Origin of the sequence: Chloracidobacterium validum (genome assembly GCF_018304825.1) — a bacterium.
GTDB lineage: Bacteria > Acidobacteriota > Blastocatellia > Chloracidobacteriales > Chloracidobacteriaceae > Chloracidobacterium > Chloracidobacterium validum.
Genome location: NZ_CP072648.1, coordinates 830,611 through 844,392, shown reverse-complemented (window position 1 = coordinate 844,392; position 13,782 = coordinate 830,611). Strand labels below are relative to the sequence as shown.

At 61.8% G+C, this 13,782-nt stretch carries 11 protein-coding genes; 3 read left to right on the top strand and 8 right to left on the bottom strand.

The genetic code is table 11. The annotated features are described in order from the left end of the window. From murG to J8C06_RS03560, 7 genes are read right to left on the bottom strand one after another with little or no spacing between them, the layout of a single operon-like run. Positions 1-1,095 (bottom strand): undecaprenyldiphospho-muramoylpentapeptide beta-N-acetylglucosaminyltransferase, encoded by a 1,095-nt coding sequence (gene murG, locus J8C06_RS03590; protein ID WP_211429422.1) that lies wholly within the window; start codon positions 1,093-1,095, stop codon positions 1-3. 20 nt (positions 1,096-1,115) lie between these two features. After that, positions 1,116-2,264 carry a putative lipid II flippase FtsW gene (gene ftsW, locus J8C06_RS03585; RefSeq protein ID WP_211429421.1) on the bottom strand — a complete coding sequence of 383 codons (1,149 nt, stop codon included), beginning with the start codon at positions 2,262-2,264 and terminating at the stop codon, positions 1,116-1,118. Next, on the bottom strand, positions 2,261-3,655 hold the full coding sequence (gene murD / locus J8C06_RS03580) for a UDP-N-acetylmuramoyl-L-alanine--D-glutamate ligase (protein WP_211429420.1): 1,395 nt from the start codon (positions 3,653-3,655) through the stop codon (positions 2,261-2,263). Before murD ends, ftsW begins: the two co-directional genes overlap by 4 nt. A 5-nt stretch (positions 3,656-3,660) precedes the next feature. Then, positions 3,661-4,773 carry a phospho-N-acetylmuramoyl-pentapeptide-transferase gene (mraY, locus tag J8C06_RS03575; protein WP_211429419.1) on the bottom strand — a complete coding sequence of 371 codons (1,113 nt, stop codon included), beginning with the start codon at positions 4,771-4,773 and terminating at the stop codon, positions 3,661-3,663. A 9-nt stretch (positions 4,774-4,782) separates the two neighbouring features. Then, the gene (locus tag J8C06_RS03570) at positions 4,783-6,213 is read right to left on the bottom strand and encodes a UDP-N-acetylmuramoyl-tripeptide--D-alanyl-D-alanine ligase (protein WP_211429418.1); all 1,431 of its coding nucleotides are present in this window, start codon (positions 6,211-6,213) and stop codon (positions 4,783-4,785) included. A gap of 44 nt (positions 6,214-6,257) precedes the next feature. Further along, positions 6,258-7,760, bottom strand: a complete 1,503-nt coding sequence (locus J8C06_RS03565; protein ID WP_211429417.1) for a UDP-N-acetylmuramoyl-L-alanyl-D-glutamate--2,6-diaminopimelate ligase — start codon at positions 7,758-7,760, stop codon at positions 6,258-6,260. A 58-nt stretch (positions 7,761-7,818) separates the two neighbouring features. Further along, on the bottom strand, positions 7,819-9,348 hold the full coding sequence (locus tag J8C06_RS03560) for a PAS domain-containing protein (protein WP_211429416.1): 1,530 nt from the start codon (positions 9,346-9,348) through the stop codon (positions 7,819-7,821). A gap of 393 nt (positions 9,349-9,741) precedes the next feature. Between J8C06_RS03560 and J8C06_RS03555 the strand changes: the two genes are divergently transcribed. Together J8C06_RS03555 and J8C06_RS15125 are read left to right on the top strand one after the other, a co-directional pair. Beyond that, a complete protein-coding gene (locus J8C06_RS03555) occupies positions 9,742-10,215 on the top strand; it encodes a GreA/GreB family elongation factor (RefSeq protein WP_211429415.1) in 474 nt (157 codons plus the stop codon). Positions 10,216-10,310: 95 nt separating this feature from the next. Beyond that, positions 10,311-11,270 (top strand): lytic transglycosylase domain-containing protein, encoded by a 960-nt coding sequence (locus J8C06_RS15125; RefSeq protein ID WP_246602074.1) that lies wholly within the window; start codon positions 10,311-10,313, stop codon positions 11,268-11,270. 43 nt (positions 11,271-11,313) lie between these two features. Here J8C06_RS15125 and J8C06_RS03545 read toward each other — a convergent pair whose 3' ends face one another. Next, the gene (locus J8C06_RS03545; protein ID WP_211429414.1) at positions 11,314-12,303 is read right to left on the bottom strand and encodes an AAA family ATPase; all 990 of its coding nucleotides are present in this window, start codon (positions 12,301-12,303) and stop codon (positions 11,314-11,316) included. Positions 12,304-12,545: 242 nt separating this feature from the next. On the opposite strand from J8C06_RS03545, the gene J8C06_RS03540 reads away from it, so the two are divergent. Continuing rightward, on the top strand, positions 12,546-13,715 hold the full coding sequence (locus J8C06_RS03540) for a glycosyltransferase family 2 protein (RefSeq protein WP_246602073.1): 1,170 nt from the start codon (positions 12,546-12,548) through the stop codon (positions 13,713-13,715). The last annotated feature ends 67 nt before the right edge of the window (positions 13,716-13,782 follow it).

The window sequence follows — 13,782 nt, the reverse complement described above, 5'->3', positions numbered from 1 at the left end:
TCATCTTGGGCGATGTAGAAGTTGGAACGCAACATCTACGGTGTGTTCGGCCGCATCCGGCCTGGCCAGGGCGCGACTGGCGGCTTCCATGGTGGATAGTCGTGCCGGGTTGGCAAGCAGGTTCAGGAGGGTTTGGGCGAGTTTCTCGCCGCTGAGTTCGGCTTGCAGAATCATTTCGCCCGCGCCGGCGCGGACAAACGCCTCAGCGTTTTTCCGCTGGTGATCGTCGGCGGCTTGCGGAAACGGAATAAAAATTGCCGCCCGCCCGGCAGCCGCAATTTCGGCAATCGTTGCCGCGCCGGCCCGGCAAACGACGACATCCGCGGCGCTGATGGCGTCTGCCATGGCGTGAATGAATGGGTGAACTTCAGCTTGTAATCCGGTGGCGGCATAGGCTGCGCGGACCATGTCGGCATCCCGCTCGCCGGTTTGGTGGACGAGACGCAGGCCCGGGTGCGTCGCCAACCGGGGCGCGGCTTCGACCATGGCACGGTTGATGGCCTGCGCTCCCTGGCTACCGCCAAAAACCAGTACTTGCTGCCGGGGCACGGTATCCGGTTTCGGCGGAATATGCGTGAACTCAGCGCGCACCGGCGTGCCGGTGAGGATGGCTTTCGCGCCAAAGTAGGCGGCCGTCTCACGGTAAGCCACCGCCGCGCCCGTCACGAAGCGCGCCAGGAGGCGGTTGGTGAGTCCCGGCAGGACATTGACTTCGACGGCCAGGGTCGGCACCCCGCGCAGCATCGCCGCCAGCATCGCCAGGCCCGACGCATAACCTCCAACGCCGATGGCCAAGTCGGGCTTGAACTGCCCGACCAGCCGCCAGGCTTGCCAAAAGCCAACCGGCAGGGCCGCCAGGGTTTTCAGCCGCTGTCGCCAGGAAACGTTGTTGAGCGCCCCCGACGGAATGAATGTCAGGTCGAAACCGGCCGCCGGCACCAGCTTTTTTTCAAGCCCGCGTTCCGTGCCGACAAAGCGCACCTCGGTCGTCGGATCGCGCTTGAGCAACGCCTGGGCAATGGCAATGCCGGGAAAGATATGTCCGCCGGTTCCGCCGGCCGCCACGAGGACGCGCACACCTAGACTCGCTTTCAAAAAGGCTCGGTTACTTGCCGCTATGGCCGCGCGCTCAAGTTGCGCTGCGAGACACTGAGCAGCCAACCCGCCGCCAGCAGACTCATCATGAGCGAACTTCCGCCATAGCTGATGAATGGTAACGGAATCCCCTTGGCCGGCACCAGACTCAGCACCACGCTCAAGTTGAACAATGCCTGTCCGACGAGCAAGACGGTGACGCCCACTGCCAGCAGCTTGCCAAAGTCGTCCGGCGCCAGGTACGCGGCCCGCAGTCCGCGAACAGCAATGACACCGAACAGGGTGATGAGCATGAGGCTGCCGATGAGGCCGATTTCTTCCGCGATGACGGAAAAGATGAAATCCGTATGGGCTTCCGGCAAGTAAAACAACTTCTGCCGACTCTGGGCAAAGCCGACACCAGAAACCCCACCGCTGCCAACGGCCATCAGCGATTGCACGATCTGGAAACCTTCTTCGCGTGGGGCTTTCCAGGGATCGAGGAAGGCCAGCAGCCGCGCGCGGCGGTACGGCTCCTTGAGGAGGGCATACAGCAGCAAAGGCGAACACAGCGCACCGGCTACGGCCGGGTAGCGCAGTGGCACGCCGGCCACGACCAACATGGCAAACGCAGTGCCGCCCATCATCAAAATCGTTCCCAGGTCGCGGCCCAAAAACACCAGCCCCATCAACAGCCCGCCAACGACCGCAACCGGCAGCAGCGCCCTGAACGGATCGCGGCGCGCCAGCACATCCTTCCGGCTGAGAAAAAACGCCAGAAAGAGCACCAGGGCCAACTTGGCCAGCTCTGACGGCTGAAACATCACGCCCGGCAGCCGGATGAAGCGGTGCGTGCCGCGCACCGGCGGCAGGCACAGCGCCAAGACCAACAACCCAGCCGTTACGCCAAGCAGCCCATAGACGACCCAGGGCCGTTCGAGGCGCGAATAGCCCAGCCAGAGACTACCGAGCAGCAGTCCGCCGCCGATGAGCGCCGCCACCACCTGACGTACCAAAAAGTGAAACTGTGACTGGTAGTTTTCGCGCCCCAGGGTCGCCGATGCGCTGTAAACCATGACGAGTCCACAGAGGACGAGCGCGATGGTGGCCGCAAACAGCCAGGGATCAACGAAGGTCGCAAAGTTGCGTGAGATTGGAACCGTCTTCGGAACAGTCAAGGTCGGCTTCATGATGGCTTGCTCCGCGCATTCGCAATTTCCCCCTTGACGATGTTCTTGAATACCTGCCCCCGGTGTTCAAAGTTATCAAACATGTCGAAGCTTGCGCAGGCCGGCGCAAGTAAGACAGTGTCGCCAGGCCGCGCGCGCGCCGCAAGGGCGGCGACGGCGTCCGCCAGGCTTGGATGGCGCGTGACCGGTTGGGGCAGGCGTCCGGCCAGCGTCGCCTCAAGCTTTTCAGCCGCCTTGCCGATGAGCGCAACCGATGCGGCCCGTGGGGCCAGCACCTCCACCAGCGGCGCAAAGTCACTGCCCTTGTCGAGTCCGCCCAGAATCACGTGGAGTCCTGCCGGAAAGGATGCGATGGCGACTTGCGCCGCTGCGATGTTGGTGGCCTTGGAATCATTGAAATACCGGACGCCGTTGATTTCGGCAACGAATTCCATCCGGTGTTCCAGGCCGCGAAAGCGGCAGATGGTCGTTCGGGCATCTTCCGGCGCAACGCCGGCGGCCAGCGCCACCGCCAGGCTGGCCAGCGCGTTTTCAAGGTTGTGCTGCCCAGGTAGTGGAATGTCAGCCCGGTCGAGGAGAATCCGCTCGGCTTCACGGGTGCGGCAAATCACTTGATTGCCACGCAGGAACAAGCCTTCTGCGAGTTCACGCTGGGCTGAAAACAGCGTAACCGGCGCGCCACGCGCGGCCAGCAGGGCCTGGGCGCGCGGCGTCGTCGGATCGTCGGCGTTGAGAACGGCCAGCGTCTCCCGGTCAAAGCAGCGAAACAGGTTCAGCTTGGCCGCAACGTAGCGTTCAAAGGTGCCGTGCCGGTCCAGGTGATCGGGGGTGATGTTGAGCAACACGCCCACCTGCGGACGAAACGTGACGACGGTTTCAAGTTGGAAGCTGCTGCATTCGAGCACCGTCCAGCCATCCTCGCGTGAAGTCTCGACCAATGACACGGCCGCCACGCCGATGTTGCCGCCTACTTGGGTCGGGAGTCCGCCTTCTGCCAGGAGCTGGCCGACCAGCGTCGTGGTCGTGCTTTTGCCGTTACTGCCGGTGATGGCGACGATGCGTCCACGCAGGTGACGAAATGCCAGTTCGATTTCGCCGATGATGGAAACACCGGCTTGCCTGGCCCGCTCAAGGCCTGGCAAGGTGGGCGGCACACCTGGGCTGAGCACGATTTCGTCTGCCGCCAGAAGCGTCGCATCCGAGCCGTCACCGCATTCGATGACCGCGCCCTGCGCGCATAGCGACCGGGCGGCTTCGGGCAGTTGGTCAAGTGGACGGCGGTCAACAACCGTGACCTGCGCACCGCGCGCCAGCAGAAATCGCGCCGCGGCCAGCCCGCTCACACCGGCCCCCATCACGACCATTCGGCGGTTTTGGTCGTCACACGCCATGCCGTTCACCTGAGCTTGAGCGTTGCTAGCGCCAGCAAAGCAAAGAAAATCTGCACGATCAAAAACCGGAAGACGATTTTCGATTCCTTCCAGCCCGTCAGCTCGAAGTGATGATGGAGCGGCGACATCTTGAAAATTCGCTTTCCAATGCCGGTCTGTGGGTCCTTGGTCAGCTTGTAATAGCTGACTTGCAAAATCACCGAAAGCGTTTCAATGACAAACACGCCACCCAGAATCACCAGCAGAAACTCCTGTTTGATGACAATTGCCACGCAGCCAATACAGCCACCAATAGCGAGGCTTCCGACATCGCCCATGAAGACCTCCGCCGGCGGCGCGTTGAACCACAGAAAGCCCAGACTGGCACCAGCAAGCGCCGCGCAGAACACCGTCACTTCGAGTGCGCCGGGCGTCGGCGGCAAGTTGAGATACAGCGCCAGCTCCGACAGCCCGGTGACGTAACACAGCAGCGTCAGCGTGAATGCCACGACAAAAGTCGTGCTGATCGCCAGCCCGTCGAGGCCGTCGGTGAGATTGACGGCATTGGAGCTGCCTGTCATCACCAGTAGCATGAACGGAACGTAGAGCCACGGCGTGAGGTCGGGCTGGAAGTCCTTGAAGAACGGAACGCTCAACTGCGTGGAATAGTCCCCGAAGCCGATGAGGACGCCGCCAATCAGCAGCGCCGTGGTTACTTGTCCCAGCAGTTTCCACCGGCCCTGTAGGCCGAGGTTCTGCCGCTTGGCAATTTTCAGGTAATCATCCACAAAGCCAATCGCGCCGTGGGCCAGCAGGGCAACCAGCACCACCCAGACAAACAAACTGCTCAAGTCCGCCCACAGCGCGGTGCCGACAACAATGCCGGTGATGATGAGGATGCCGCCCATCGTGGGCGTTCCTTTTTTGGCCTGGTGGGCCTTGACGCCTTCCTCGCGGATTTCCTGCCCGTACTTGAGACGGCGCAGCCAGGCAATCATGGGCTTGCCGAGCAGCAAACACATCAGTGTCGCCGTCATAGCTGCCAGCAGAGCGCGAAAGGATGGATAGCCGAAGACACGCAGCGGGCCAAACACCTGGTACTTGAGGTAAAGAACCTGGTACAGCACGTAGTAGAGCATCGTCGTCGCCTAAACCGGCAGTGCCTCCAGACAAGTCTCCAACCGTACCCCCCGTGATCCCTTGATGAGAATGACATCCCCCGCTTGCGCCTGCTTGACGAGCCAATCGCCCGCATCGGCGGCGGTTTCAACAAACGCCGTCACGAGCCGTCCGTCCCGGCGCGCGTTTTCGGCGCGTGCGGCTTCGACCAAGTCACGGGCATGGCCGGCGACGCCGAGCAGAATATCCACACCGGACTGGGCAATGGCAACGCCGCAGGCAAGGTGCATCTCTACGGCATGCCCGCCAAGCTCGCGCATTTCACCGGCAATGACGATCCGGCGCGTGGCATCCGGCACCTGCCCAAGCAGCCGGACGGCTTCCACCAGCGCCGCCGGATTCGAGTTATAGGTGTCGTCCACCACAGTCACACCGCCCGGATAGTGCCGCACGACGCCCCGGTGCGGGCCTGGGCGCGCCTGCTTGAGTTGCCGGGCAATGGCTTCCGGGCTGACGCCAAAGTGCGTCGCCACGGCCGCCGCCGCGAGGGCATTGCTGACATGGTGTTCGCCGGCCAGCGGGAACTCGACGACGGCCGTCCCCTTGAGGGTCGAAAGCGTGAAGGTCGTTCCCAACAGGCCGCGCGGCTCAACATCGAGCGCCGTGACATGCGCCGCTTCGCAGCGACCAAAGTACATCACCTGTGCGCCGGCATGATCTTGTCGCCGGCCCAGGACAATCGCTGCCATCCGGGCAACCCGTGGGTCATCGGCATTGAGGATGGCAGTGCCCTCCGGCTTCAAGCCATGGACGATTTCAGCCTTGGCAGCCGCAATGCCTTCCAGTCCATCGGGGAAGTTCTCGATGTGAACGGGCGCGACGTTGAGGACAACACTCACATCCGGCGGGGCAATCTCGCACAGGCGGGCAATCTCGCCCTTTTCATTCATCCCCATTTCAAGGATGGCCAGGTCGTAGTCGTCCATGCGCCGCCCGTCGGAAAGCATGTTGAAGACGGCCAGGGGAAGCCCGTACTCGTTGTTGAGGTTGCCCACCGAGGCGTAGATGCGTCCGAAGGGCGCCAGAGCCAGTTCGGTCAGGTCTTTGGCCGTCGTTTTGCCCATGCTGCCGGTGATGCCCACAATCGGACGCCCCCACTGCCGCAGCAGGGCTTGGGCGAGGTCCTGCATGGCGCGCAGCGTGTCCGTGACCCGCAGGCAGCGGGTGGCAGCCTGCTCCCCCAGTTCTGGTAGGTCCCGATGGATAACGGCCGCGCATGCGCCACGGGCGAGAACTTCCGGCACAAACGCATGGGCGTCGAAGCGTTTTCCGTGAATGGCAAAGAACAGGTCGCCGGGACGAACGGTGCGTGAGTCAATCGAAAACCCGCTGGGTTTCAGCACGCGCAGTTCTTCAGGGCACGGAATACCCAGCAACGCGGCAAGTTCAGCAATGGTCACAGCGTACACTCCAAGACAATGTCTGGTGGTTTTTGCGCCGCACTCTAGTTCAACTTCGTCCCGTTGTCCGCCCGAAGTGCGCGCAGGGCCTGGCGGGCTTCCTCCCGGTCATCAAAGTGAATGGTCAGATTGCTGAGAATTTGATAGGTCTCATGGCCCTTGCCCGCCAGCACCACGACATCCCTTGGCTGCGCCGTCCGAATCGCAAAGGCAATGGCTTCGCGTCGGTCCAGAATCCGGTGGAAAGGTTTGCCCACGGCGCGCAATCCGACTTCGGCATCATCGAGGATCCGCTCTGGTGATTCCCGGCGTGGATTGTCAGAAGTCAGGATGACCACATCGCTGCCACGTGCCGCGGCTTCGGCCATCAGGGGGCGCTTGGTGCGGTCGCGGTCGCCGCCACAGCCAAAGAGGGTCACGACCCGTCCCCCGCGGATGGCGGCCAGCTCGCGCGCCGTCGCTGTGACATTGGCCAACGCATCCGGCGTGTGAGCATAGTCCACAGCTACCAGCAGGTCGTCATCACTGCCTTCGACAATTTCAAACCGACCGGGAACGACGGCCCTGGCAGCGCCGGCAACGATGGCATCCACCGGGGTGTCCAGCGCCAGCGCCGTCGCCGTGGCGGCGAGAATGTTGTACACGTGCGGCGTCCCGACCAGCTTGGTCGTCAACTCAACGGGGCCCTGCGGCGTCTGGACACGCAGCGCCATGCCGCGCGGTTGCATCGTCAGCCGTTCAAGGCGGACGGCCGCGACGGAGTCCCGAACGGCGTACGTCATCACCGGTGCGCGCTGGCGCAGGGCGGCAATAATATCGCTCGTCCGGGGGTCGTCGGTGTTGAGCACGGCAACGCCGGGAACTTCACCGTTGCGGCCGTCGAAGAGCCGGAGCTTGGCATCGAAATACCGCTCCATCGTGCCGTGGTAATCCAGGTGGTCTTGCGTCAGATTGGTGAAAATCGCGGCGGCAAAGCGCACATCGGCAACACGCTGGCGATCCAGCCCAATGGAAGACACCTCCATTGCCGCATGGCGGCAACCACGGGCATAAGCGCGACTGAGAAAGGCTTGCGTCTCTGGAGCTTCAGGGGTTGTGAGACGCGCCGGGCGGGTGTCGTCGTCAATGCGCTGTTCAATCGTGCCGAGGAGGGCGGCATGCCCATGGGCAGCGCGAAAGATTTCATAGAGCACGTAGGTCGTCGTGGTCTTACCGTTCGTTCCGGTCACGCCGACCAGTCGTAGGTGGCGGCTGGGATGGCCGTGCAGCAGGGCGGCAATCTGCGCCATGGCCCGCCGTGCGTCGGCAACTTGCAGCCAGGCGGCTGGGAAGTCCGGTGGGGCCGGACGCTCCGAAAGGACAGCGCGCGCCCCCCGCGCGAGCGCTTCGGGGATGAAGTCGTGGCCATCCACCCGGACACCAGGCAGCGCGGCAAACACGGCATCAGGTTCGCAGTCGCCGGCGACATGGGTGATCTGGCGGACCTCGAACGTCTGACCACTGACGTGACCAGCCACCGCTTCTGCAACGGCGCGCAAGTCAGACATGAACTCCAGTCTCCATTCGCGGCTCAAACATCATCGGACGCGGCAATATACTCACGATTTACCCTTGCGGAAGCCCAAGCCACCCGGCGAGCTGTTTCGCGTGGTGTTCGATATTGCGAAACATCTCGAACTGCTGGGGGTTCATCGGGCCATACTCGCCGCGATGTAACAGTTCGGCGAACCCTAGCACCATCTGAAGCGAGGTGTGCATAGCGGCCAATTGTTCCGGTGTGACGTTGAGGGCGGATGCTTGTGGAGGAGGTGTCAACGTTTCCATCATTTGGGCAACTTCCGCCCGGATGCGCGTCTCATCACGAATGGCAATGACCCGTCCCCCGGTCCAGTTGGATTGGGGCGGAAGGTCACAAACGACGAACGATGCCATCATGGGCTGACCGTCTGGGAGGGTGACGGTTGTGGAAAACTGCTGCGCCTCGGAGGTTACCGCCAGATGCTCCCACAGGGGCGCGTTGTCGCCGGCCTGCTGGCTGACGTCAAGTAGCGTCCGTCCGCACAGGTCAGTCCGGGACCCACCGAGCAGGTATTCGGCCATGGGGTTGAGCTGGCAGATCACGCTTTGGGCATCAAGAACGATCAGTGCTTCGTCAAGATATTCAATGATCCAGTCGGCATAGGTCGCCTGTGCAGGACCCAGCGGCGGGGCCATACCTTCCACGGCCGGGTCCAAGTCAGATGGAGCTGGCGGCGCGGCTGCCTCGACCGGCAGGTGGTCAGCCTGAGCTTCGCCTGAATCAGTGTGAGCTTCGCCTGAAGATAAAATCCCAGTCGGCAGTGGAGGCGCAGTGTAGCCACCTACTTCAAAGTCAGCCAAGGGGTTGATGATGGGTGGCGGCGGTATCGAAGGCGGAGAGAGCGCCGTCGGCGTCCCCACCGCGGACGACGGCAAGGGTGGTGACTCCATTCCAGCGCCCAAGCTGGTGGACGAATCAAGCACACCAGTCTCCGGTGGGGATGTCTCAGTGGGCGTCCAGCTCAGATCGATTTTCCCGGAAACTTCAAACGGATCGGCTGGAGGAGCCACCGAGGGCGCCGTCATCAGCAGGTCTTCAAGGGCTTGCGCGTTGACCGGAGTAGGGGCTGCCGCCTCCGGCGGCAGGTCCAGAACAGACACTTCAGAACCAGTCGCAGCAGGACGTGGTTCGTGGCCAAACGGCACATCGAACCAATCGCCGTCAAGTGGCGAGGATGCGCTCAACCCAGGCAGTGAGGTTGGCTGGCTTATGGGTAGTGGACTGTCCGTTATGGACGGAGCCGATGAAAGAGGCGATGACGGAAGCACGGATGCCAGATCATCATCATAACCGTTGGCGGCTTGCGGCCCGTTGGCGACTTGGGGTGGCTGGGAGGACACCGAGGCCGGTTCACGGTTGCCACCTGTGAACGGTCCTAGCAGCGATTGCACGACACCGCCAGAGGGGCGTAGCGGTGGGGGGTGGTCCGCCGCAGCCACGGTCGGAGAGACCTCGACCGGAATAACTGTCTCAGACTCCGGGCGGTCTTTGGGCGCTGCCGATGCGTCGGCAGCCTTGTTGCCGCGAATCGCATTGAGGAGCTTGCTGAAGTCCATCAGGGTCTCAGTCGCTGGTGCGCTAGCCGGGTCAGGGGTTTTGGTCTGAGGTAACACCTCGTGATAGGTCCCGTCGGGTGAAGGCTTTACTCAGTGAGAATACAAACTGTGTTATTATCCAACTCCGCTATTTCATCCATCTTCAACTGGTGCGCTTGACGCTTGTGGCAATCAGGCGTTCGCCAAATCGGTAAGATCGTGCTTATAGAGCGTATTGCCGAAGTTGATATACGCCACGAGTATAAATGACCAGTATTCACCCCACAAGCCTTGGCGTGAGATTTATCCAGTCGGGGAAAGTCAACTTGGTTGGCTGGTTGACATGTAGCACCAGAGCAGTCCGACATGCTAGGGCAACGTCTTGATGCCCAAGGATTTTTCGGAGCAGAGACCATGACCGTGAGAGAAAAGCTAGAAGCCGAATTGCGACAGCTCGAACAGGAACTGAAAGTGGACTTGCCGCGGGAACTCCAGCGGGCCGCGGCCCATGGCGACCTACGCGAAAACGGCGAGTATCAAGCAGCGCGGGAGCGCGTCCGCCTGGTGGGCGCGCGTGTGGCAGAACTCCACCAGCGGTTGGCGGCGCTGGCGACCATCAACCTGGACTCCCTACCACGTGACCGGGCGGCCTACGGCTCAACCTTGCACGTCCTTGACCTGGATAAAGATGTCGAAGCAACGTACCGGCTCGTCATGCCGGAAGAAGCGGATGTTTCAAAGGGGATGATTTCGACCTCCTCGCCGCTTGGGCGCGGCTTCATGGGCAAAAAAGCTGGCGATGAAGTTGAGGTCCAAACGCCGCAGGGCGTGCGCCATTTTGAAATCCTGAGCCTGCGGACCATTCACGACGATCCAGACACGGCATAGGCAGGCGGTGGCCGCGGCACACCAGCGCACCATCCAGCGCGTTGACAGCCTGGAAAGTCCATCTTAAGCTAGCCAGCACCGAATGGTTTTGGCTTATGATGAATCGAATTATCCAGCAGGCGGCGCGCGCTGCGTCGGTAGCACTTGGCTTGATTTGGTTGCCGTCCTGGCCGTTTTCGGCTCTGGTTGCGGTCAGTGTGTTGATGTTGAGCGTTGACACTGTGGCCCAGGAGACTGCGCCTTACCAACGGACGCATACCAATGACGACTTCCGCGTACCGCGAACGCTTCCCGTGACGCCAGCTCAGGATGCGCCCGCGCAGAGCGATGCGCCCCCGGTCACAGGGGCCGCGGCCCCTCCGCTTTCCGGCGCGGCGCAGGCTGAAACCAAGCCGCCAACCGATGCGCCCTCCGCCGACGAAACGCCATTTGCGGAACTAATTGCGCGTCAGGACGCGAATGGCAACTGGGTGCTGGTGAGCCGCGCCCTTCCCCCGCCACCCAAAGGCGATGTCCTCCCGGCTGCGCCACTGGCGCCGATTTCAACCGGTAAGCCAGACCTGGACGCCATCATTATGGAAATGGCAACCAAATATGGCGTTGATCCGAAACTCATCGTCGAAGTCATACGCCAGGAGTCAGGCTTCAACCCGTACGCCGTATCAACGGCCGGTGCCAAAGGGTTGATGCAGTTGATTGACGGCACAGCCGCACGCATGGGAACGCGGAATGTTTTTGACGCGCGTCAAAATATCGAAGGCGGCGTCAAGTACCTTCGGTTGCTGCTTGACATGTTCAATGGTGACGTGTCGTTGGCCCTAGCCGGCTACAACGCTGGCGAGCACCGGGTCATCCGCAATGGCTACCAAGTGCCAAACATTGCTGAAACGAAGCACTATGTCAAAGCTATCCTGGCACGTTATGGGCGGCCATCCCACCACACCACCAAGCCAGCATCACCCAAACCCACAGCGACGACTCCACCAGATGAACCGACGCCGGAGCCATTGCGGGTTATCATCCGCGATGGGGTTCCCTTGCTGACCAATCGTTAGGCTTGGGGATGCGCATCCAAATTCCGCTTAGACCAGATTCCGCTTAGACCGGAACGGCCACCGTCTTGAGGATGTCATCGAGCGCCGATTGGGCGTCGTCGGTTTGGCGTGAGCCGCTGGCGTAGCGGGGGTTGACCATGATGCGGTGGGACAGCACCGGAACAGCCAGCCCCTTGATGTCGTCCGGCACACAGTAGTCGCGTCCATCAAAAAGCGCTTGTGCCTGCGCCGCGCGAAAGAGCGCCAGGCTGCCCCGTGGGCTGACGCCCATTTCGAGCAACTCCGACGTCCGCGTGGCATTGACGATACGGAGCAAGTAATCCACCAGTGCGTCATCTACCCGGACGGCGCGGGCGCGCTCTTGCAGGTCGAGCACATCCGTGGCCGCCAGCACCGGCGTGAGTTCCAGCAGTGGGTCACGCTGGGACTTGCCAAGCAGGATTTGACGCTCATCTTCAGCGGCGGGATAGCCCATGCTCAACCGCATGGTGAAGCGATCAAGTTGGGATTCCGGCAGCGGGTACGTGCCGTGATGCTCGACCGGATTTTGCGTCGCCAGGACGATAAACGGCTTAGGTAAGTCAAAGGTCTGATTTTCAATCGTCACGCGCCCTTCGGCCATGGCTTCGAGCAGACAGCTCTGGGTTTTGGGTGTCGTCCGGTTGATCTCATCCGCCAAGACGACATTGGCAAAAATCGGCCCCTGACGGAATTCGAAGCGGCCGGTTGGCTGGTCATAGACGCTCAGTCCCAACACGTCACTCGGCAGCAGATCGCTGGTGAATTGAATGCGCTGAAACGAACAATCCAGGGTGCGGGCGAGCGTTCGGGCAAGCGTTGTTTTGCCGACGCCGGGCACGTCTTCGATGAGCAAGTGACCGTCGGCCACGAGCGTGACCAGCGCCAGCCGGACAACACTGTGCTTACCACGGACGACCGTTTCAATGGCGGCTTCGAGCGCCTGCAACTGCTCGGCGACGCCACGGAGAGCAAGGCTAGGCGGGTTTGACCGCACGGTTGAGGGTGAAGGCATCACAACGTTTCGTCACTCGCTTTCTGTCTAAGGCCTCGGCACAGCTGAGGCTACGTTATATCGCACGGCCGGCCCAGTCCGACAACACACAGTCGTTGCGCTCCACAAATTGGCGAGGACTGTGCCGTGGGAGGCCCGAGCGTGGCGGCACCTGGCCGCCAGCCGACTGGATACCGAGGTGCTTTTCCTCGATACTGTCCCGGCCTGGGACTGCCGGTGTGACAGCCGCCAAGGAGACTGTTATGTCACTCATCCTGATTGAATCTGTTATGCAATGGCTGGCGATCATCACCGGCACCGTGCTGGCTATATCGCTCGTTGCGCTTGGGCGCGGGAATCGGGCCATTCGGTTTTTGGCGGACGTGACAGCCCCGGAAGCCCGCACCGATGCGACTGTGAGCGTGATCGTCGCGGCTCGTAACGAAGCGGAAACCATCGCGCCAGCGCTGCGCTCGCTACTGGCGCAAGAGTATCCAGCGCTCGAAATCATCGTCGTCAATGACCGCTCGACGGATGCCACGGGTTCGATACTCGCCCAAATCCAGCGCGAGCATCCGACGCTCAAGGTTGTGACCATAACGACCTTGCCACCTGGTTGGTTGGGGAAAAACCACGCCCACTGGGTTGGCGCGCAGGCGGCGCAGGGCGATTTCTTGCTTTTCACGGATGCCGACATCGTGATGCATCCGAGCGTCGTTCGCCGTGCTGTCGCATTTGCAGTCACCGAGGGACTGGATCATGTCGCGGTTGGGCCGGATGTTCAGATGCCTGGGGTGTGGCTGACGGCCTTTTTCGGAACCTTCACGATGTGTTTCTCGATGTTTGTCCGCCCCTGGCGGGCGCGTGACCCCAAAAGCCGCGTTTTCGTTGGGATTGGAGCGTTCAACTTGGTTCGTCGCGTGGCCTATGACCGGGCCGGCACCCATGCCGTCATTTGCCTGCGTCCCGATGACGACATGAAGCTCGGCAAAATCATCAAATGCAGCGGCGGACGACAAGAACTGGTCGCGGGACGTGGATTACTAGCCGTGACGTGGTATCGCTCCCTTTGGGAACTCATCAAAGGTCTTGAGAAAAATGTTTTTGCCGGGATGGATTACAGCCTAACGCTGGCCATTGCCGGACCGCTGACGCTCTTTGTCTTGTTTGGGTGGCCGTGGGTGGCGCTGCTCCTGACGACCGGCTGGGTGTGGCAGCTCAACTTGCTCAACGGACTGCTTGGGCTGGCGCTCTATGCCGACAACTCACTGCGGCATGGCGTCAAGTGGTGGCATGTCCCACTGTTTCCGGCGACGATTGGGCTCTTTGCGTTCATCGTTTGGAACGCGACGCTGCGGACACTCATCACCGGCGGTATCACCTGGCGCGGCACGTACTACCCGCTGGCTGACCTCAAAGCCAATCGGGTTTGAACCACCAAAGGGGACGCCACCCAACCCGCCATCCCGCCCAAAGACGGGCGGCGTTTCACCTGCCGGA

What these genes read in the sequence shown, in the direction of transcription:
- J8C06_RS03540 (WP_246602073.1), top strand. Translation starts at nt 12,546, where the DNA reads ATGTCACTCATCCTGATTGAATCTGTTATGCAATGGCTGGCGATCATC.
- ftsW (WP_211429421.1), bottom strand. Translation starts at nt 2,264, where the DNA reads ATGAAGCCGACCTTGACTGTTCCGAAGACGGTTCCAATCTCACGCAAC.
- J8C06_RS03565 (WP_211429417.1), bottom strand. Translation starts at nt 7,760, where the DNA reads ATGTCTGACTTGCGCGCCGTTGCAGAAGCGGTGGCTGGTCACGTCAGT.
- J8C06_RS03555 (WP_211429415.1), top strand. Translation starts at nt 9,742, where the DNA reads ATGACCGTGAGAGAAAAGCTAGAAGCCGAATTGCGACAGCTCGAACAG.
- mraY (WP_211429419.1), bottom strand. Translation starts at nt 4,773, where the DNA reads ATGCTCTACTACGTGCTGTACCAGGTTCTTTACCTCAAGTACCAGGTG.
- J8C06_RS03560 (WP_211429416.1), bottom strand. Translation starts at nt 9,348, where the DNA reads ATGGACTTCAGCAAGCTCCTCAATGCGATTCGCGGCAACAAGGCTGCC.
- murD (WP_211429420.1), bottom strand. Translation starts at nt 3,655, where the DNA reads ATGGCGTGTGACGACCAAAACCGCCGAATGGTCGTGATGGGGGCCGGT.
- J8C06_RS03545 (WP_211429414.1), bottom strand. Translation starts at nt 12,303, where the DNA reads ATGCCTTCACCCTCAACCGTGCGGTCAAACCCGCCTAGCCTTGCTCTC.
- J8C06_RS15125 (WP_246602074.1), top strand. Translation starts at nt 10,311, where the DNA reads ATGATGAATCGAATTATCCAGCAGGCGGCGCGCGCTGCGTCGGTAGCA.